Annotated in this window: 4 protein-coding genes; 2 read left to right on the plus strand and 2 right to left on the minus strand. The window is 70.2% G+C overall.

Annotation, left to right across the window (positions count from 1 at the left end):
* Positions 1–120 precede the first annotated feature (120 nt).
* Entirely contained in the window at positions 121–645 is a 525-nt protein-coding gene (locus tag ACFSJG_RS01355; protein WP_378483405.1) for an arsenate reductase/protein-tyrosine-phosphatase family protein, read from the plus strand.
* Here the strand turns inward: ACFSJG_RS01355 and ACFSJG_RS01360 are convergent.
* Positions 625–2,202 (minus strand): tyrosine-protein kinase domain-containing protein, encoded by a 1,578-nt coding sequence (locus tag ACFSJG_RS01360; protein WP_378483406.1) that lies wholly within the window; start codon positions 2,200–2,202, stop codon positions 625–627. The two genes, ACFSJG_RS01355 and ACFSJG_RS01360, sit on opposite strands and share 21 nt — an antisense overlap.
* Entirely contained in the window at positions 2,202–20,960 is an 18,759-nt protein-coding gene (locus tag ACFSJG_RS01365) for a non-ribosomal peptide synthetase (protein ID WP_378483407.1), read from the minus strand. The genes ACFSJG_RS01360 and ACFSJG_RS01365 overlap by 1 nt, the downstream gene beginning before the upstream one ends.
* A 256-nt stretch (positions 20,961–21,216) precedes the next feature.
* Between ACFSJG_RS01365 and ACFSJG_RS01370 the strand changes: the two genes are divergently transcribed.
* Positions 21,217–23,001 carry a DUF4012 domain-containing protein gene (locus ACFSJG_RS01370; RefSeq protein ID WP_378483408.1) on the plus strand — a complete coding sequence of 595 codons (1,785 nt, stop codon included), beginning with the start codon at positions 21,217–21,219 and terminating at the stop codon, positions 22,999–23,001.
* Positions 23,002–23,011 lie beyond the last annotated feature (10 nt).

Raw genomic sequence — 23,011 nt, forward strand, 5'->3', positions numbered from 1 at the left:
CGTAGGCGGTCACCGACGGCCCGTGGTCCGAAACGCGCGGTCCTGTCGGACGTCGTCGCCCGGTCGAACTTCACGGTCTCGGAACCACACACGGGGTCCGTGCACACCTACGATCGACTCATGCGCGTTCTCTTCGTATGCACCGGAAACATCTGCCGTTCCCCCACTGCCGAGCTGTTGACAGCGGCGTACGCCAGGGAATCGGGGGCTGGCGACCTGTCTGCACACAGTGCGGGAACGCGCGCACTCGTCGATCACGGCGTGGAACCGACTGCCGCCCAGGTGCTCCGACGGCTGGGAGGTGACCCCGACGGATTCCGGGCACGCCGCCTCACCCCAGCGATCGCACAGGACGCCGACCTCGTCCTCACGATGACGGAACAGCACCGGAGCGCCGTACTCACGATGGCTCCGCGGATGTTGCGGACCACGTTCACCCTCCGCGAGGCCGCCCGACTGCAGCAGGCATCGGGCGCCTCGACCGTTGCCGAACTCGCGGATGCCCGTGCTCGGCATGACGTTCCGGTCCCGGCCGGACCGGAGGACATCGACGATCCGATCGGCCGGGACGACGAGACGTTCGCGCGGGTGGCTTCCGAGATCGCGGATCTCCTGGTGCCGGTGCTACGGCGCGTCCGGGGCTGAACGCCCCAGTGACGGCGGCGTACCGCCGTGCCCGTTCGACCCCGCGGAATGAGGCTCCTTCGCCGACGTCGCGTACGCCACGGGTACCGCGGGTTCCGCCTCACGGGAGCGATGTGCTGCCGTGCCGCCCACGGGGCGCGAGGGCGCAGCGGACTCCGCGGGGGACGTGGACCCGGCGGGAGCGGGTCGTTGCCCCGGCGTGCCCGGGCTCGCGTCGTAGTAGTAGCGGTAGGAGTAGGACCCGCGCCCACCGGACGGCGTCATCGTGATGATGCTGCCGAGCACTGCACCGCCGGCATTGTGCAGATTCGTCACCGCTTGGGACAGCTGATCTCGGGTGGTCTTGCCGTGCCGGGCGATCATCAGGGCACCGTCGGCGGCCAGGGTCAGGACCACCGCATCGGTGACGGGCAGCAACGGCGAGGCGTCGATGATGACGTAGTCGAACCGCGCACGCATGTCGTCGACCACCTGCCTTGCCGCGTCGGAGCCGAGGAGTTCGCTCGGATTGGGAGGCAATGCACCGGATCCGAGCACCGACAGGTTCTCGTACCGGCTGGGTTGCAGGACGTCGTCGAGCGAAGCCTGCCCGGAGAGAACGGTGCTCAGCCCGACGTCGCCGAGTGTTCCGAGGTACTTGGACACGCGCGGTCGGCGTAGATCACCCTCGACCAGTGCGACCTTCTTACCCGACTCGGCAAGGACGAGCGCGATGTTGATGGCCGTGGTGGTCTTGCCCTCCCCCGGAAGGGCCGACGTCACGACGATCACTCGAGGCGGATGGTCCACGTCGAGGAACTGCAGGTTGGTGCGAAGCTCCCGATACGCCTCTGCGCCGCCCGAGTTCGCGGTGTGGAAGGTGATCGCGGGTTCGTTCTGCCGGTCCTTCTCCAGCGGAATGGTTCCGACGAGCCCCGCTCCGACGATCTCCTCGACGACGCTGCGATCCTTGACGGTGTTGTCGAGACGATCACGCAAGACCGCGAGTGCGATCCCGACCAGCAGCCCCAGTGCGAGACCCAGCGCCACATTTCGTTTGGTCTTCGGGCTGACGGGGGTCGCCGGTGTGTCTGCATGCTGCTCGACGACCACGCGGGCGGTGGGTTCGCCGCCGTTCTCGGGTGTCTCGAGTTCTCGTGCCATCACCACGAACTCGTCGGACAGTGCGTTCGCCAGGTCTCGGGCGCGCTCAGGTGAGGGGTCCGACACCTTCACGTCGACGAGGACCGTGTCCGGCGCGGACGACGCCGTCACCTTCGCAGCGAGCTGTGTTGCGGTCAGATCGGTGCCCAGTCGATCGACGGTACGCTGCGCCAGACTCGTTCCGGTGAGCAGCTTGGTGTACGACGCCACGCGCTGCTGGGAGAAGAGGTTTCCCTGATAGATCTCGTTCACGGACGACCCGGACGCGGTCGACACGAACAATCTCGTGCTCGCCTGGTAGATCGGTGTGGAGATCAGCGAGGCCACGAGTGCGCCCAGCACTGCCACCACCGTGGTGACGGCGACGATCTTCCATCGTGTCTGCAGGACTCGTAGATAGTCGCGTACTTCCATCAGGCTGTCTCCCTCGTTGCTGTAACACTGTTCGGTGCCCGTCCGGGCGTGGAACATCCTCGGGCCGCCAGGTACTCGGCGACGATCGGGCCGACCGCGGTCAGCGCGGCCGGAGTGGTCAGGTCGGCGTGTGCGTGCGGGACACTGTGTTCCGCGACCGCACCGTCGATGTACCGGTCCCAGTCCGGCCGGGTGCCGTGGTCGTCGACACCTGCGCGAATCACCAGCGCGTCACCGCTGAAGCGACGCGGGCGGTGCGCGACTGCGGCGGACTCGATCGCCTCGCCGGCAGCCATCGCACGGGACCGGATGTCGTCCACGACTGAGTCGGTCAGTCCGGGTACGTCCAGTTCGACGTAGGGCACGGCCGTGTGCGGAGCCCGTTCGGGCAGCATGTCCGCCGAGTAGCTGTCGAGCAGGATCAACACGCTCACCTCGTGACCCGCCTCCTGCAGTTGCACCGCCATCTCGTGCGCGACGACACCCCCGACCGACCAGCCCAACAATCGGTAGGGCCCCTCGGGTTGGACACTGCGCAGCCGCTCCACGTATCGCCTCGCGAATCCGGTCAGGGTGCCGGGCAGCGGCTGCAGTGCCGTCGCCTGCACTCCGTGGACAGCGGCGTCCGGTAGGTGAGTCGCCAGACCCGCGTAACACCACGACATTCCACTGATCGGGTGCACGCAGAACAGCGGCGCTGCGTCCGGTCGGCCACCGAGCGGGACCAGGGTTCCGAGCGGGTCGCCGTCGTGGCCACCCACGCCGCCGTCGTCGCTCCTGCCGTCGACACGGTCCGCGAATGCCTGGAGTGTCGGTGAGGTCATCAGCCACTCGAGTGGCAGGTCGTTCCCGAACTCCGTACGCAGGTCGGCAACGACGTCGAGGGCGCCGAGCGATGTGCCCCCGAGATCGAAGTAGTTCAGATCGGCCGACACGGCATCGACGGCGAGGTGTCCGGCGATGATCGCTGCGATCGTCTCCGCTGTCGAACCGCGGGGCGCGACGTACTCGTCCTCGTGTCGCCCGAACACCGGTGCGGGCAGGGCACTTCGGTCGACCTTGCCGGACGGCAGCAACGGAAGCGTGGGCAGCACGGCGATCGCCGTCGGGCGGACTCCACGCGGCAGGCGCGCCGCAGCCAACGCCCGGAGCTCGGCGACTCCGGCGGTCCCGCCGGCATAGGAGACGAGTGTCCGATCCCCCGCCGGACCGGTGACGGCGACGGTCACCGCCGCGTCGACGCCATGGTGTCCGACCAGGACGGCGTCCACCTCCGACGGCTCGACTCTGATGCCGCGGAGCTGGATCTGGTTGTCCATCCGGCCGACGACGTCGAGCTCGCCGCTCTGCGTGATGCGGGCGAGATCGCCGGTGCGATACAGGCGACCCCCGTGCGCTCCGTACGGATCGGCGACGAATCGCGTTGCGGTGAGCCCACTCTGCTGGTGGTATCCGCGGGCAAGACCGGCCCCGGTGACGTACAGTTCGCCGATCACCCCGACGGGAACGGGGTGCAGGCGCCCATCGAGGACGTGGCCGGTGGTACCCGCGACCGGAGCACCGACGACGGGTCGGGTTCCCGTGGGATTCGGCCCGCCCATCGAGACCGCCACCGTGCTCTCGCTCGGCCCGTAGCCGTTGAACAGTCGGTGCCGGTGCCACCGGGTGGCCAACGGTGCCGGGAGCAACTCCCCCGCGGACACCACGGTGACCGGCATCGGCAGCGCATCCGGATCGAGCGTTCCGAGGACGGTCGGCGTCACCCCGAGGTGCGTGATCCCCTCGTCGACGATCATGTCCTGCAACGGCCGGCCCGCGTACACGTCGGGAGGTGCGATCACCATCGTTGCCCCGTGTGCATGTGCGGCGAGCAGGTCGAACACGGCCGCATCGAACGTGTACGCCGACACCGCGAGGATCCGCCGGCCGGGACCGTGACCGAGGACGCGTCGCTGGATGTCCACCAGCGCGGTGAGACCGCGGTGAGGCACGGCGACAGCCTTCGGGATTCCCGTGCTGCCCGAGGTGTGTACGAGGTAGGCGACGTCGTCCAGATCCGCGTCGGTGAGGGGAATCTCCCGTGCCTCCCGGTCCGCGGTCGCATCGAGCCACTCGACGCCAGGGGCCTCGAACTCGACGCCGGGCTCGGCGAGACCGACGTGTACGTCCGCGTCCTGCAGCATCGACGCGATCCGGGACGGCGGGTGCGCCGGGTCGATCGACATCCAGGCGGCCCCGATCCGTGTGATCGCCCACACTGCCAGCGGCCAGTGCGGCCCCCGAGGGAGGGCGATCGCGACAACGTCGCCGCGCCCGACGCCGCGTGCGTACAGCTCTCCGGCGAGCGCCGACGCACGGGCGTCCAGTCCCGCATACGTCCAGGCGAGGGTTCCGGACCGGATCGCGATGGCTCCGGGATGGGCGCGGACGGTGTCGGCGAGGATCCGTGGGAGCGTGCGGGCGGCCACCGCCGGGGTTGCCACGGGAGCCGGCGCGACCACCGCCAGATCGCCGACCTCCCGATCGGGATGTTCGACCGCGTCGACCAGGACGGCGATGTACTCGGCGAGCATGGCGGCACCGGTGTCCCGGTCGAACAGGTCGGCCGCGTACACCACGCGCACGTCCACGCCGCCGATGTCACCACGCTCGGCCACGTCGAAGGCGAGATCGAACTGCGCGGCAGGTTCACCGGCGTCGTACTCGCGCACCGTGAGACCCGGGAACGACGGAAGCCGTTCGCCCCCTGCGTCGACCAGTCGGTGCGCGAGCAGGATCTGGAACAGCGGATGGTGCCCGCCACGTACCGGCGCAAGCCGTTCGACCACTCGGTCGAAGGGAACGTCGGCGTGCGCGATCGCGTCGAGGTCGACGGTACGGACCCGGCGAAGCAGTCCGGCGAACGGTTCGGCTGCGTCGATTCGCGTGCGCAAGGTGAGGGTGCCGACGAACATGCCCACCAGCATCCGCAGCCGCGGATCGTCTCGTCCCGAGACGACGGTGCCCACCGCGACGTCCGCCCGTCCGCTGCGACGGGCGAGCATCACCGCAAGGGCCGCATGCAGCACCATGAACAGGCTGACATCGTGCTTCTGCGCGAATTCCATCGCCCGACGGTGGAGGGTCGCGTCGAGATGGGCGGTGACCGCTCCGCCCCGACCACTCGGACGGTTGGGCCTGATGCGGTCCGCCGGCAGTGGCAGCGGTGACTCCGGCAGCCCGGCGAGAACGTCGGCCCAGTGGTCGAGTTGACGGGCCGCCAGCGATCCGGCGTCGGTGGGATCGCCGAGCAGTGCGTGCTGCCAGTGCGCGAAGTCCCGGTACCGCACCGGGAGCGGCTGCCAGCGTGGGGTGGTTCCCGCCGAGCGCGCGGTATACGCGGCGCGAAGATCGCCGAGCAGAGGATCGAGGGAGGCGCCGTCGAACGCGCTGTGGTGTAACGCGCCGGCGAGGACCCACTCGTGGTCGCCGACGGCGATCAGCCGAATGCGCAGTGGCGGCTCGATGGTGAGATCGAAGCGACCGGCGAGCAGATCCGCGACCACGGCGCCAGGATCCGATGACGGCAGCTGCACCAGGTGCGGAGGGTCCACGGGCGTCGCACGACCATTCGGGTAGGCGGTGCGCAGCACCTCGTGCCGGTCGACGACGTCCGCGACCGCCGCTGCCAGGGCCTGGGTGTCCAGATCACCGGTCAGATGCAGGGCCACCGGGACGGCATACGCTCCGTCGTCCGTCCCGCCGCGGGCCAGCACCCACAGTCGCTCCTGGGCGGGGGCGAGCGGAACCGGGAGTTCGTCCTCGAAGCGCCGCAACGGGATCGACGGAGCCGGTGCACCCGAGGTGAGCTCGACGGCCAGTGCCGCGAGAGTGGGCGCCCGCAGGATCGAGCGGGCGGGGACCGCCACGCCGAACTCGCCGGCCAGTCGGGCCGCGACCGTCACGGCGGACAGTGAGTCACCGCCCGCGGCGTAGAAGCTGGAGTCCGGATGCGGCAGTATCCCGATCACACTCTCGGCAACGGCGAGGACGCGACGCTCGGCGCTGGTCACCGGACGATCGGCCACGCTCGGCACCGCGATGTCGGAGGCCCGCAGCGCGGCGGCGTCGAGGGCCCGCAACGCCGCCGTGTCGACCTTGCCGTTCCGCGTGGTCGGGAGCTGCGGGACCACTCGCACTCGGGTCGGCATCCGGTGCGGGGGTACGACATCCGCGAGGCCCGCGCGCGCGGCGACGGGGTCGAGCGCATCGGCGGCGACGAACGCCACCAGTGCATCCCGGGACAGCATCGCGACCGCTGCTCGTACGGCGGGATCGCGGAGCAGTGCTGCCTCGATCTCCCCGGGTTCGACGCGCACGCCGCGGACCTTGACCTGCCGGTCGGTGCGTCCCCGGTACGCGAGTGTGTCGTCGGTACGGCGGTGCACGAGATCACCGGTGCGGTAACGTCTCCCGCCGCCTGCCGCCGCGACGAATCGTGCGGCAGTCATGCCGGGCTCTCCCAGGTAGCCTGCCGCGAGCGAGGTACCCGAGAGGTACAGCTCACCGACCGCGTCCACCGGGACGGGACTCAGTCGGGAGTCCAGGACCTCCGCGCCGGTCCCCGGAATCGGCCTGCCGATCCCTCCGCGACCGTCGACGTCGGTCAGGGTGGCAACGATCGTGGCTTCCGTCGGGCCGTACGCGTCGAGCATCCGGCGGCCGCGGGCGGTCCACCGGGCGGCGAGGGCTGCCGGGAGGGTCTCCCCACCCGAGGCGACCACCCGCAGATCCGGAAGCGTCGCCGGGTCGAGGGTGCCCAGCACGGCGGGAGTCGAGAGGTAGTGGGTGACACGTTCCCGCTGCAGCAGTGCCTGCAGTTCTTCACCCGCGTAGACCGCTGCCGGCGCGACGACCAGCGTGGCACCGGTCGTGTGCGCAAGCAGGATCTCGAGAAGCGCGGCATCGAAAGCCGGGTCGTAGCCGTGGAGAACGCGGTCGCCGGGACCGACGCGGTACCTGACGGCACCCTCCGCGGCGAGCGGACCGAGCCCCCGGTGGGTGACGGCGACGAGTTTCGGCGTGCCCGTGGAACCGGAGGTCGCCACGATGTACGCGACGTGCTCGGGTACCTCGCGGGCGGCGTCCCGGGCGCTGGTGAACGCCGCCCCGGTCTTGGTGACCGCCCACAGCATGCAGACGTGGTCGAGTCCGCGGGGGAGATCGATCGGAATCACCACACCGGGAGCGGCACCCGAGGTCCGGAGTTCCTCTGCGAGAGCGTCGGTTCGGGTGTCGAGTTCCCGGTAGGTGAGCGTGCGGTCGCCCTCCCGCAGCGCCTCCCGATCGGGGTGCGCGGCGGCGGCGGTGCGCAGCAGCTCCGGCAGCGTGGCGGGCGCACCGGGACGAGAGCCGACGAGGGCGGGCGCGGCGGTGTCCACGGCGATGTCGCCGACCTCGGCTTGCGGCGCGGAGACGACCGCGCGGACGACCGCAACGAATCGGTCGGCGAGACGCCGGACCGTCGCTGCGCCGAAGCGGGAGGCGTCGTACACGAGAGCACCGGTGTATCCGTCGGGGGTCGGGGTGAGCGCGATGTGGAGGTCGAACTTCGGTGCGCTGTCGGGGACGATCTCGCGGGCCTCGACCTCGACGTCACCGATGCGCACCGGCCCGGGCGCGAAGTCCTGTATTGCGAGCGCGACCTGGGGTACCGCGCCCACGGCCAGGGGGTCGAGCGGCGCCGTTGCGTTGTCGAAGGCAGCGACGTCGACGTCCCGCACGTGGTCGAGCACCCGACCGAACGACAGATCGGGTGAGACGTGGGCGCGTAGTGGCAGCGTCTGCAGGAAGGGTCCGACGACATCCGCGAGCACAGCCCAGCGACGGGTGGAGACGACCGCGGCGATCGTGACATCGGTTCCGGCGCCGAGACGGGAGAGGAGCACCGACAGCGCGGCGTGGACGACCATGAACTCGGTCGCTCCGTGCGCACGCCCGAGTTGTGCGATCCGCGCGCGTGTCTCGGCGGGAATCTCGAAGTTCACTGTGCGAGTGCCCGGCTCGACGCCGGTGTCCTCGGTGGGCAGCGCGACCGGGTCGAGTTCGTCCAGGGAACGCTCCACCCGCTCCTGTTCGCCGTGGTCGATGTCGCGGTCGCGCTCCCAGAGGGCGTAGTCGGCGTACTGGAGGGGCAACGCGGCCCAGTGCGGCTCGGAACCGACGGAGCGGGCGGTGTAGGCGGTGGCGAGATCGCGCAGCAGCGGAGCCAGCGAGGCTCCGTCGGCTGCGGTGTGGTCGACGGTCAGGACGCGGCCGTGTCGCAGCGGTGTGGTCTCGGAGGCCCGGACGTCCACAGCGGCCCGATCGTGCACCACCAGGTGGGGTCCGTGTTCGTCCACTTCGACACTGCTGCGGAGGATTTCGTGGCGCTCGATCACGTCTGTCACGGCTGCGTCGAGTGCGCCCTCGTCGACCGGCCCGGTGAAGGTCACCTCCACCTGCAGGCGATAGGCGGAAGGGTCGAGGCTGCCGGACACCCAGAGGCGGTGCTGCGCGCGGCTGAGCGGAATGCGATCGGGCCTGGGATGCACGGCAGCCGGGCCGGCAACGCGCTCGAATGTACCGGCGTCGACGGCGGCGGCGAGGGCCTCCACCGTCGGGTGTTCGAAGACCAGTCGAAGCGGCACCGCGAGACCGGTCGCTTCGCGCAGCCTGCCGATCAGTTCGGTGACGAGCAGCGAGTTTCCGCCGACCGCGAAGAAGTCGTCGAATCGTCCTGCCTGCGAGGTGGTTCCGAGGACGTCGGCGAACGTGGACGCGACCAGTTCCTCCGTGGCCGACACCGGTGCCGTCCAGTCGGCACCCGGCGGGTCGGGCAGCCGGCCGGGGTCGAGCTTGCCGTGTGCGGTCAGTGGCATCGTGTCCACCACCACGACCGCGACCGGTACGAGATGGGTGGGAAGGACCTCGCGTAGGCGTTCCCGGACCCTGTCGGGATCGACTGCGGACGTCTCGGCGGGCTCCACGTAGGAGACGAGCGCGCCGCGGCGCGCGACGGTGGCTGCGCGCCGTACGGCGGGCAGGGCACGCAGTGCGGTGTCGACCTCGCCGGGCTCGATCCGCACTCCGCGCAGCTTCACCTGCGCGTCCGTGCGGCCGAGGTACTCGAGGGCTCCGTCGCGTCGGACCCGCACCACGTCGCCGGTGCGGTAGCGGCGACGACCGGCACCGGCGGCGACGAACCGTGACGCGGTGCGTGCCGAATCGCGGCGGTACCCGCCGGCGACCCGATCTCCCGACACGTACAACTCACCGGCGACACCGACGGGCACCGGGTGTAGCCGCTCGTCGAGGATCTCGGCGGTGACACCGCGCACCGGGGTGCCGATCACCGGAACGTCGCCGGGTGTCAGGGCAGGTGAGCAGGTGACGAAGACGGTGCCCTCAGCGGGTCCGTACCCGTTGTACAGGCGCCGGCCGCTCCCCCATCGGTCGACGAGATCGGGCGGCACCGATTCACCACCGAGCATGAGCACGCGCAGGCTCGGGAGATCGCGGGCCGGGAGGGACGCGAGGGCAGAAGGTGTCAGGCAGGCGTGCGTGACACCCCGTTCGGCGATCAGTTCGCCGAGTGGCGCACCGCCGAATGTGTCGAGCGGGGCGACGACCAGCGTCGCTCCGGTGGTTCCCGCAACGAGGATCTCGAGCATCGCGGCGTCGAAGGTGGGCGAGGCGACGTGCAACATGCGGTCGCCCGGGACGGTGCCGAATCGTTCCGAGAGGTCGTCGACGAGTGCGGAGACCCCACGATGTGTGACGGCGACGGCCTTGGGATTCCCGGTGGTACCCGACGTGAACACGAAGTAGGCGGCCTCGTCCGGGGCCGGATCGGCCGCGGATGGGCAGGCGGGGCACGCCGGCTCGTTCCCGGGACGGCTCACGTCGATCCAGGCAACCGAGGCGGGCAGCGTCGCGGCGTACGCAGACGTCGTGATGCCGACGACGGTGCCCGCGAGCATCGACTCGACGCGTGCGCCGGGCTGTTCCGGATCGACGAACATCGGAGCAGCGCCCGCACGCACCATGGCCCAGACCGCGACCACCGACAGGTGCGACCGCGGGATCGCGCAGGCGACCGCGTCGCCTGGTCGCACACCGCGTGCGATCAGGCAGGCGGCGAGCGTCTCGGCGGTCGTCAACAGCTCTGCATAGGTGACGTCCTCGTCGCCGCTCACCGCAACGCCGTCACCGCCCCGACCCGCACCGGCGGCGAGCAGGGACCACAGGCTTCGGGCCGGTGCCGGCACCGGCCCGCTCACCCGCCCGTCGGTGGCGAGCTCCATGTCGCCGACCCGGACCGACGGATCGGCGACCGCGGATCGGAGGATTCGGTCGAACCGATCCGCGAATGCGGCGACCGTTTCCGCGTCGTACAGGTCGGTGGCGTAGGCGAATTCGACCTCGATGTCGGCGCCCCGCTCGGTGACCGTCAGCTGCAGGTCGAAATTGCTGTACTCGGACTCCAACGGCAGAACCTGCACCTCGAGCCCCGGTAGCCGGACGGTCTCGGCAGCGGGTCCGCGCAACGACAGCGCCACCTGGAAGAGGGGGTGTCGGCCGGACCGGCGCGGCGGCGCGAGCCGTTCGACGAGTGTCTCGAACGGCGCGTCGGGGCGGGTGAACGCGGCGACGTCACGTCGCCGGACCTCGGACAGCAGGTCCGTGAAAGCGCTGTCGGCGTCGACGGGGGTGCGCAGCACGAGGGTGCCTGCGAACATCCCGACGAGATCGTCGAGCCGCGGGTCGTCGCGTCCCGCCACGGCCGTACCGATGGCGATGTCGCGTCCTGCGCCGTGTCGGGTGAGCAGAACCGCCAGCGCGGTGTGCAGGACCATGAATACCGTCGCCCGCCCGTCGCGAGCGAGCCGCGTGATTCCCTCCGACAGCGGCGGGTCCAGCGTCAGCCGGTGCGTCGCGCCGTGCCCACTCGGCCGGGTCGGCCTGGGCCGGTCGCCGGGAAGGGTGACCTCGGCAGGCAGGTCCGCGAGTTCTGCGAGCCAGTCCTCGAGGACGTCGTCCGCGGTGAACTGCTGGTGGCGTGCGTAATCCGTGTAGTGCACCGGCAGTGGCGTCCAGCGCGGCTCGTCACCGGAGAGTCGCGCGGTGTACGCGGAAGCGAGATCGCGGAGGAGCACGTCGAGGGACCAGCCGTCGGCTGCGATGTGATGGATGACGACCGCGAGAACGTGACGGCGTGGAGCTGTCCGGAACAGCCGCACCCGCAGGGGCAGGTCGGTCGTGAGGTCGAACGGCACGGACACGAAGTCGCGGACGACCGTGTCGATGTCCGAGGACTGCACGTCGACCGGGTCGACGCCGGATGCGTGTGGGGAAAGCACGACCTGTGTCTCGATGTCGGGGTGGACGGTGCGCAGCGTGCGATGCCGTCGCTGCACATCGGCGATCGCGGCGCCGAGGGCCGCAACGTCCAGCTCGCCGTCGAGGACGGCGGTGAACGGCAGGATGTAGCCGGTGGCATCGGGATCGAGGCGCGAGAGGAACCACAGCCTCTGTTGTGCAGGCGCGAGCGGTGTCGCGGCACCTTCCGGCGCGACGTCCAGTGGGCGACGGAGGCGTTCGCGTCCGGAACGGGCGCCCAGCACCGCAGCCAGCGCGGCCACGGTCGGCGCCTCGAAGACATCGCGGACGGTCACGTCCACGTCGGCGATCGCGGCGAGCCGGCCGGCGAGCCGGGTGGCGAGCAGTGAATTTCCCCCGACGGCGAAGAAGTCGTCGGAGGCGGCGAACACGGCACCCCCGACGAGTTCCCGGAAGACCTCGGCGACGAGTTCCTCGAGCGCGCTGTGCGGAGCGGTTCCGTGCCCGTGGTGGGGGGCGGGATCCGGCAATGCCGCGCGGTCGAGCTTTCCGTTCACCGTGCGGGGCAACGCTTCCAGCGGTACCAGCGCGGACGGCACCATGTGGTCCGGGAGCGCGGACCTCAGGGTGCTCAGTGCGCAGGCTGGTTCGCCGCCGACGAGATAGCCCACGAGCCGGTCGCCACGTAGGACGACTGCGGCCTGGGTGACGCCGGGACACCGGAGCAGTGCGGCCTCGACCTCACCGGGTTCGACCCGGTGGCCTCGCAGTTCGATCTGCTGGTCCGCACGACCGTGGTGGTGCAGGACGCCACTGCGGTCGCGGCGACCGAGGTCGCCGCTGCGGTATCGGCGTTTGCCGCCGGGAGCGGCGACGAACCGGGTGGCGGTCAGGCCCGGTCTGCCACTGTATCCGCGCGCGAGTTGCGGGCCCGACACATGGAGTTCGCCGGTGGTGCCGGTGGGCGCGGTACGCAGGGACGAGTCGAGAACCGCGATGTCGAGGCCGGGCAGGGCCGTTCCCACACCGGCCGCCGCAGCGGGTCCGCGAGTGGCGTGCACGGTGGTCTCGGTGATGCCGTACAGGTTGGTCGCGACCACGTGAGGATGGCTCGTGAACCAGGCGCGTGCACGTTCCGGGTCGAATGCCTCGCCGGCGAAGTTCAGCAGCCGCAGCGAGGGCAGGCGGGCGTCGACCGACGCCAACTGGTAGAAGGCGGTCGGCGTGAGATTGAGGACGGTGACGCCCTCGCGGTCCACCAGCGCGGTCAGGGCCTGGGGGTCGCGCACGGTGTAGTGGTCGACCACTACGAGACGACCGCCCGTCGTCAGCGCACCCCACATTTCCCACACCGACACGTCGAAGGCGGGTGAGTGGACGAGAGGCCACACGTCTCCCGCCCCGAAGCCCATCGAGTCAGTCGCCGTGAACAGCGAGGCGAGAGCCGAATTCGGCACGGCGACACCCTTGGGCGCCCCGGTGGAACCGGACGTGTGGATGACGTAGCCGATCGCATCGGGATGGGTCGTTCGGTCGTAGCTGCCGCCCACTCGCAGCCGCTCGCCGAACTCGGGCGTGTCCACCCGCAGCCGGCAGACGTCGGTCTCGACCGCCACCTCGGCACACTCGAGAACCAGTGCCGGCCGCGCGTCCGCGATCAACGCCGCCAGCCGGGTCGGCGGATGCGACACGTCGAGTGGCAGGTAGGCCGCGCCGGTGCGGGCGACGGCGACGATCGCGACGACGAGGTCGACCGAGCGCGGCAGCGCCACCGCCACGAGGTCCTCGGTGCCGATCCCTCGCCCGGCGAGCATCTCGGCGAGCGCACCGGACCGCGACCACAGTTGGCGGTAGGTCAGGACGGCGTCGTCGTGCGTGAGCGCGACCGAGTCGGGTCGCAGACGCACCTGCTCGGCGACTCGCACGATCGACGGCGGTCCGGTCACCCATTCGACGCCGGTTCCGGCCGCGGCGTCCGGACCGAGCAGATCGATGCGACCGATCTGGACGGTGGGATCGGCCGTGACGGCGTCGAGTACCCGTACCAGCATCGACGCCCACTCGTCCACGGTCTCGTGGTCGTACCGGCCGGCGTCGTAGGTCAGGACGCCGTCCAGACCGGTGGGTGCACCTGTCTGGGAACGGGTTTCGCGGACCGTGACATCGAGGTCGAGACGGGCCGTGCCGGTACCCAGCTCCCGTACCCCGCTGATGCCCGGTATCTCGGAGGGAAGGGCTGCGAAGCCCTCGTACGAGAACATCACCTGGAACACCGGGTGGTGGGTGGATGCGGACCGGCCGAGTGCGTCGACGACAAGGTCGAAGGGCACGTCCGCGTGGGCGAGGGCATCCAGGTCGACGTGGCGAGCAGCGTCGAGGAGCTGCGCGAAGGTGGCACGTGGGCGGACCGGCAGCCGCAGTGCGGTGGTGCCGACGAACATCCCGACCACGTCGTCGAGCAGCTCGTCGACCCGTCCCGACACGGGCGTCCCGACGATGACGTCCTCGGTGGCCGCCACCCCGGCGAGCATCAGGGCGAGCGCGGCGTGCATCACCATGAACGGTGTGGCGTCGTGTTCGCGGGCGAGCTTGTCTATCGCGGAGTGCAATTCGGCGTGCACGGTGAACGTGATCCGGCCCGCGGCCCCGGGTGAGTCGGCACCGGGGCGGTCGGCGGGCAGCGTCAGTACCGGCGATGCATCGGCGAGCACCCGGGACCAGTACGCGAGCTGGCGGCCGGCGAGACTCTGCGGATCAGCCGGGTCGCCGAGCACCTCGCGCTGCCAGAGCGTGTAGTCCCGGTAGCTCACCGCGAGCGGCGGCCAGGCGGGTGCGTGTCCCTCGAGGCGAGCGGCCAGGGCGACAGCGAGGTCGCGTCCGAGCGGTGCGAGCGAGAGTCCGTCGACTGCGATGTGATGCAGCACCACTGCGAGGGTGTGCCCGGGTCCGCGGCGGTACAGCCGAGTTCGCAGCGGGGGTTCGACGGTGAGATCGAAGCCGGTGGAGGCAAAATCGGCGAGGTGGGCGTCGAGGTCGGCGGGCTCGGGGCGTGGAGTGAGGTCGAGGGCGACGGTGTTCCGCACGTGCTGGCGAGGGCCGTCGGCACCGTCGGGATGGATCGTGCGCAGCACGGCGTGCCTGTCGAGTACGTCCGACGCGGCAGCGGCGAGAACGTCCGGACCGGTCGAGCCGTCGAGGTCGACCGCGAATGCGATCAGATCACCGGGAACTCCGTCCGCGACGTCGATGCGGTTGACCAGCCACAGTCGCTGCTGCGCTGCTGCGAGCGGCGCCGGTTCGTTGCCGCCGGCGGGTAGCAGCGGGAGACGCCGAGCAGCTGCCGGGTCGGCGAGGGCCACCGCGAGAGCGGCGACCGTGGGGTGGTCGAACACCTCCCGAACCGCGACGCGACGTCCTGCCGCGGCGCCGAGTCTCGCGGCCAGCCGGGTCGCGGACAGCGAGTTGCCACCGAGTGCGAAGAAGTCGTCGGTCGCGCCGACGGACGGCAGGGACAGCACCTCCGACACGATCGAGGCGACCAGTTCCTCCGCAGCGCTTCGGAAACCGGTTGCCGCCGACACGATCTCGGGTTCGGGCAACGCCGTTCGATCGATCTTGCCGGTCCGGGTCAACGGTAGGGATTCCAGGACGGTGACGGTGGCCGGCACCAGGTGCCGGGGCAGGCGGGCGGCGAGGAAGGCCCGCAGTTCGGCCGCAACCAGGGGGCCGGGCCCGTGCACGTACGACGCCAGACCGTCCCCGTGCATGACGGTCACCGCGGCCGCCACACCGGGATGGACGGCGAGTGTCGCGTCCACCTCCCCGGGCTCGATTCTGAAGCCGCGAACCTTGACCTGCTCGTCGGCCCGGCCCGCGAACACGAGCTGCACTCGCTCTCCCCGCAGTACCCGACGCACGAGGTCGCCGGTGCGATACATCCGTCCGGCCCCGAAGGGGGATGCGACGAAGCGGCCGGCGGTCCGGGCGGGATCGTCGAGGTATCCACGGGCCAGCCCCGGCCCCATCAGGTAGAGCTCGCCGATCGATCCGACGGGCGCCGGTGCCAGACGTGGCCCCAGCACGAGCGCGGTGACGCCGTCGAGGCCGTCTCCCAGCGTGAGCGGCTCACCGGGACGCAGCGGTGAGCCGGCCGTGGCGAGAACGGTCGTCTCGGTGGGACCGTACACGTTGAGCATGGTGCGCCCCGGCGCCCATCGTGTGGCGGTCTCCGCCGACCACGCCTCCCCTCCCACCGCGAGAACTCGCAGCGTGTCCAGTCCGGACGGGTCGAGCTGCGCGGGAATCGCAGGTGTCGAGAACCAATGTGTGATGCGCTCCTCGCGGACCAGGTCCAGCAGCTCGTCCCCGCCGTACACATCGGCCGGCGCCACGACGAGAGTTCCCCCGCCGGCGGCCGCCATCAGGTATTCGAGCATCGAGGCATCGAAAGTCGGTGAGGCGCAGTGCAGCACACGGGCGGATCCGTCCAGGCTCATCCGGGTGCGCAGGTCCCCGGCGAGGGGTCCGAGGCCTCGGTGCGTGACGACCACGGCCTTCGGGATGCCGGTGGATCCGGAGGTGTGGACGAGGTACGCGGCATGATCGGGGACCAGTGGACGTACCCGATCCGCCGCGGTGACAGGTCCGCGACCCGAGTCCTCCGTCGTCGGGTCGATCCGTTCCACACCCTCGGGCAGGGCGGTGCCGGGAGGGGCGATCGCGGCCCGGACCTGAGAACCACGCAGCAGCGCACGGATCCGCGACTCCGGCTGGGCGGGGTCGACGGCGACGAAGGCGGACCCCGCCAGCGTCACCGCGACGACCGCACGTACCGAGTCCAGCGACCGGGGCAGGACCACCGCCACGCGGTCCTCCGGACCGAGTCCCCGATCGATCAGTCGCCACGCGAGCGGTGTCGCGGCCTGCACCGCGTCGAGCGCCTCGCCTCCGGGCTCGGCCATCCTGAGCCCGGAGGCGACGAGCAGATCGGGGAGGGTCACCGCGGGGCCGCTGGGCTCGACGGCCACGGGCCGGTCGCCCACGGCCAACTCCCCGACAGGAGAGTGCGGTGCCGACGCGAGCGCGGTCACCACGTCGTGGAGATCGGCGACCGCCGCCGTCACGGTGTCGTGCTCGAAGCGGCTCGAGTCGTAGATCAGACGTCCGATCAGTGTTCCGTCAGCCGATTGCCCGACCGACAGCTCGACGTCGAATCGTGCTGTCGGAGAGTTCATCTCCTGCACTCCGACGGTAACCGCAGGCAGCACCACGTCCGGTGTCCCGACGTCGTCGAACGCGAGCATCACCTGGAAGGGCGAGTAGCCGAGTGCTTCCACGACCTGATCGAACGGCACCGCCGCGTGTGTGTGAGCGTCGAGCACGGCTGCCCGAGACGAGGCGAGCAGTTCGGAGAAGGACGCTCCCGGGTCGACGTCGACGCGCAGGGTCACGGTGCCCACGAACATTCCGACCAGTCGATCGAGCTCGGGGCGGTCGCGGCCGGCGGTCCCGGTGCCGACGGCGACATCCCGTCCACCCGTCCACCGGGACATCCACACGGCGACTGCTGTGTGCACCAGCATGAACGGTGTGGCCTCGTGCTCGGCGGCGAGTCGTCGCAGCGGCGCGAGGGTCTCGGCCGGAACATGGAGGTCGATGGCTACGGCAGGGCCGGGAACCGGCCCGCGCGGATGGTCGGCCGGGACTCCCTCGGCCTCTCCCAGTCCGTTCAAGCGCCTTGTCCAGTACGCGATCTCGTGCGCTGCGCGCGACGACGGATCCGCGGGGTCGCCCAGTGTGGCGTGTTGTCCGGCGGCGTGGTCGACGAATCGCAATGGCAGCGGAGACCAGGCCGGCGCCTGGCCCGCGAGCCGCGCGGTGTATGCCTCGGCCAGGTCCCCGACGAGGACGGCGACAGATGCACCGTCGACCGCGATGTGGTGCGCCACGGCCACGAGCACGTACCGGCCGCGACCGAGATTCAGCAGTCGCACCCGGAGGGGGATGTCGGTAGTGAGATCGAACGGGAGCGCGGTCCAGCCGGCCACCCGGGTCGCCAGGTCGTCGACATCGGCATCGGTGGGCTCCGGCAGCAGCGCAGGGAGCACCTGCGCCGTCGGCCGCACCTCCTGGTGTGGCCCGGGCTCGGAGATCACCGTCCGCAACGGCTCGTGCCGGTCGATGACGTCGCCGAGAGCGGCGCGCAGGGCTCGGAGGTCCAGATCCCCGTCGAAGTGCAACGCCACCGACAGGTGGTAGGCGGCACCACCCGACTGCGAGATCAGCCACAGCCGCTGCTGTGCCGGTGCCAGTGGCGCGAGCCCTCCGGCATCGGATGCGACCCGCGATGGCGCCAGGACCGGAGCGGTGTCGACGAAGGCGGCCAGTTCCGCGATCGTCGGATGGTCGAACACGTCCCGCAGGTGCACCTCACGTCCGGTGGCGGCGGCCAACCGGCCTGCCAGCCGAGCGGCGCCGAGCGAGTGTCCACCGACCGTGAAGAAGCTGGTGTCTGCGCCCAGCGTGGCGGGACCCGCCGGTTCGGAGCGACCCGGCTCGTCTGCCACCAGCTCGGCGAACAGCCTGCCGACGAGGGTCTCGGTCGCGCCCGTGAGAGGGCGGGAACCAGTCCCGGCTACGACGACGGGGGCGGGCAGGGCAGGGCGATCGAGCTTTCCGGACACGGTGAGCGGCAGTGCGCCCAGGACGGTGAGGGTGCTCGGAACCAGGTACGCCGGAAGCAGGTCGGCGAGACTCCGCCGAATGTCCTCGGCTGCCGCGCTCGCGACGACGTAGGCGTCGAGTCGGTCCCCACGGGCGACGACAGCGGCAGCGGTGACCGCGCGAAGACCGGTCAGCGCAACCTCCACCTCCGCGGGTTCGACTCGCTGGCCTCGGATCTGGACCTGCCTGTCGGAACGCCCGACGAAGACGAGTCCGTTCTCCCTCCACCGCACCAGGTCGCCGGTTCGGTATGCGCGGCCGTACGGGGACGCGACGAACCGGGTCGCGGTCTGTGCCGGGTCGCCGACGTATCCACGCGCGAGAGCAGGCCCGACGAGATACAGCTCCCCGACAGCCCCGATCGGAAGGGGACGGAGCCTGGCATCGAGGACGACGGCCGCCATGCCGTGCACCGGGTGGCCGATGGGTACTCCCCCGTCGGCCCGCAGTGGACCGCCGAGGGTGGCGAACACGGTGGCCTCGGTGGGGCCGTACGTGTTGAGCAGTGTTCGCCCGGTGGACCAGCGGCCGGCGACGTCCGGCGGCAACGCCTCACCACCCGCGTCGACGAGGCGGAGCGCGGGCAGGTCGACCGGATCCGTCACCGCCAGTACCGAGGGGGTCGCGGCGAGGTGGGTGACGCGCTGTTCGCGCAGAAGTGCCGCGAGATCGGCCCCGGCAACGGCATCTGCCGGACCCACGACGAGCGTGGCACCGGCATTCGCGGCCAGCAGCAGCTCCTCCATGGACGCGTCGAAACTCGGTGCGGCGAGCAGGAGTACCCGTGAGTCCTCGTCGGCGCGATAGTGCGTCCGCAGCGAGTCGACGAGTCCGGCGAGTCCCCGGTGTGTCACTGCCACTGCCTTCGGGGTGCCGCTCGACCCCGAGGTGTGGATGACCCACGCGACGTGATCCGGGCGAAGTGGGCGCACTCTCTCGCCGGGGGCGAACGGTTCGTCCGGGACCTCCCCATCCGAGGCCCGCAGCCTCGTCACGCCGTCGGGGAGGCGGATGTCGTCGTCGCAGATCGCGACCTTCGCGTGCCGTAGCAGCGTCGCGAGACGCTGCTCCGAACTCGCGGGATCCACCGGGGTGTAGGCCGCGCCGGCCTTCGCAACGGCCCACACCGCGACGACGAGGGCCACCGACCGCGGCAACAGCACCGCGACGCAGTCGTCGGGGCCGGCACCGGCGCCGGCGATCTCGCGGGCGAGTGCGCTGGAGCGGGCATCGAGCTCGCGGTACGTGAGCGTCCGGTCGCCGTCGCGGACCGCCACGCGATCCGAGTCGGCATGCCGGGTGAGCAGGTCGGGCAGCATCGCGGTGCCGCTGGACCGTGGACCGCGCGCGGGCGCGACCGTCGCCGTCTCGGCGGGCACGCCGAGCGGCACCGCCTCGACCGGGAGGTGCGCGGAGCGTGCGAACGCGGCGAGGTGGTCGAGGAAGTACCGATGGTGGCGGGAGAGTTCGGTGTCGTCGTAGCGCACGGGGTTGGCCTCGAAGTCCACCCTCAGGCTGCGGCCGGCGACGGCCGGGTACACGTTGAGCGACAGGTCGTCGACGGGGCCTGTCGACAGCACGTGCAACTCCCCGGTGACACACCCGAAGACGATCTCGGGCTGGAACATCATCATGTTGACCGCCGGACCGAACGCGCTCCGGGTCTCTCGCTGGTCCCCGACCGCATGCAGGTCACGAAGCATGTCTTCGTAGCGGTACCGCTGGTGACGCAACGCGCCGGTCAGCTCGACCTGGACGCGGCGAACGAGGTCGGCGACGCGGACTCCCGATTCGACCCGCACGCGAAGGGGCACGACGTTCGACATCGACCCGGCCGACCTCCGCAGAGCCGCTGTGGTCCGCGCGGAGACCGGGAGGCTGAGTCCGATGTCCGTGGCACCGGTCAACCGACCGAGATACGACACGAAGGCCGCGATCACGACAGGTACGTCGGTGGAGTTGTGAACCCGTGCGAGCTCCGCGACATCCGCAGCGGTGTCCACCCCGAGAGTCGCGCTGACGTGCCGGCACGTGGGCGCGGCAGGTGCGGCACCGTCGGACAGCGTGACAGGTGCGGGCAGGCGGTCCAGCCGCTGCGCCCAGTGCTGCCGATCGGTGGCCTGTCGGGCGCTGCCCTGATAGGCGAGTTCGTGTTCGGTGATCCGGGCGAGTGTCATCGCACGCAGTGGCGGCGGTTCGAGGCCGGTGGCCCACGCCGTGTACAGCTCCGCGGCCCGGGTGAGCAGCACCATCCCACCGTGGCCGTCGAGTGCGAGGTGGTGAACGTGGGTGAACAGGTAGTGGTGATCGTCGCCGAGCCGGATGAGTGTCGTGCCGATCAGCCGATCACGGAGTGGATCGAGCGGGCGCGAGTACACCTCGACCATGAATCGCATCGCCGCGACCGCCGGATCCGGCGACCCGCCGAGATCGAGATACCCGGGAGCATCGTCCACGTCGGGTTCGAGGCGCTGATGTGGCTCGCCGCCGACGGATTCGATGAACAGCACTCCGGACTCGACCTCGCGAGCTGCGCGATCACAGGCTGCCGCGACCAGACCGGTGTCGAGCGGTCCTCGCAGCTCGACGTACTGGGCAACGGTGAACGGCAGGTGAGGATTCAGTTGTTGCGCATACCAAAGTCCGCGTTGCCCAACGGACACAGGTGTGTACACCCGACTGCACCCCCGACCTTCATCTCGTTCACCCGGCCGCGCAGTGGAGCCCGGTGATACCGACCGCAGGGACGCCTCCTACATCCCAATCGATCGAATGAATTGACACTAGCGATTCACATTGGCGCCCACCACTCGACACGAGCCCGAAGAGCAGATCTCGGTTATGGTCGCGACGACACGATCACAAGGGGTGGATTGACGCGTGAACGATGCTACTACTGAGTCACATTCGCCGAATCCGGAGCCGCGGCGAGTGCGACGACGCAAGTCCCCGGAGCGAATCGCCACAGAGCGGAGACGCCGCCGCACGGTCGTCATCGCTTGCAGCACTGCCGGTTTCGCGGTGGCTGGGTTCGCTGGTTGGCTTGCATACGAAGGCGCACAGGTCAACTCGAATCTGGAGAAGGCGAAGAACTTCGCAACCCAGTCGAAAGACTCTCTCATCGACGGAGATTCGGAAGCCGCCGAGACATCGGCAACCGACGCCGACAGATACGCGCAGGACGCTCTGGACGCCTCGACCTCGCTCCCCTGGAAGTTAGCTGCATCGTTGCCGGTTCTGGGAAGCCCCTTCACCACAACCCAGCAGCTCACATCCATAGTGACCGGTCTCACAACGAATGTGCTCCTACCTGCTGTCGATGCAGGCGCGGCAATCGCACCCGACCAATTGATCCACGACGGCGGGCGGCTCGACCTCACAGCTCTTCGGGACGCGGAACCCGTCCTGAGCGAGACCGCCACTGCCGCCGCCGAACTGGACGCCCGTTCACGTCAGGTCGACTCCACGTACCTCGGGCCGGTCGACGATGCCCGCGTGCAGTTGCAGGCACAGACGGCGGACCTCGCGAGCCTGCTTCGCAACACCGCCACCGCCGCGAAGGTGGCACCGGCGATGCTGGGCGCCGACGGCCCGCGGAGTTACTTCATCGGATTCCAGACGAACGCGGAAGCCCGTGGCACCGGTGGCCTTCTCGGTGGTTTCGGTGTCGTCCGGGCCGAGAACGGAGCTGTCCGTGTCGACGACCTGGCCAGCAATCGCGAACTCCGGACGGACGATTACCAGCCGATCGACCTGGGACCGGACTTCGACGGAATCTACGGACAGAGCCGGCCGACCACCGATTTCCGCAACAGCAACGTCAGTTCCCACTTCCCGTACGCCGCGCAGATCTGGCGGTCGTTGTGGCTCCAGGAGTCCGGTGAGCAGGTCGACGGCGTCGTCGCAACCGATCCCGTGGCGCTGAGCTACGTGCTCGACGTCGTCGGACCTGTCACACTGCCGGGTGGCGAGCGGATCACGGCCGAGAACGTGGTCGAACTCACCGAATCCACTGCGTACACACGGTTCGCCGACGACAACGCGGCCCGCAAGAACTACCTGCAATCCGTCGCTTCCGCCGTGGTGGAGAAGATGACCGGCAGGATCGGCCGCCCCCAGGCACTGCTGGAAGCGTTGGGAAGGGCGACCAGCGAGGGACGACTGGCAGTGTGGAGTGCGAATCCCGGTGAACAGGCGGTGCTTGCGCACTCTCCACTGGGTCACACCGTTCCCGACGACCCGGCACCGTATGCGGGCGTGGTCGTGAACAATCTCGGTGGCAACAAGCTGGACTATCACCTTCGTCGCGAGATCGAGTACACGGCGGCATCGTGTGACGGCGTGACACGCGAATCGACGGTCACGGTACGGCTGACGAACGATCTTCCGGAGGACCGGTTCACCAATTACGTTGCGGGGATGTTCGACAACCCCGTAGGCGCACCGTTCGGGACCAACCTGGCGGATGTGTCCCTGGTGGCCACACAGGGTGCCCAACTCGAGAAGCTGACCGTGAACGGCAAGTCGACGCTGCACTTCACCGGAAGAGAACTCGGCCATCCGGTGTTCACCGTCCAGGTGCCGATTCCCCGCGGCGAGACCGCCGAGTTCGTCTACTCGCTGACCGAGCCAGTCGCCGCGGGCGAGGCCCGGGTTCCGGTGCAGCCGTTGGTCGACGATCCGGCCGTGTCGGTCGATGTGCCCACCTGCGGGTGATCGCCCCCGG

This window comes from Rhodococcus gannanensis (assembly GCF_042681175.1).
Classification (GTDB): domain Bacteria; phylum Actinomycetota; class Actinomycetes; order Mycobacteriales; family Mycobacteriaceae; genus Rhodococcus_G; species Rhodococcus_G gannanensis.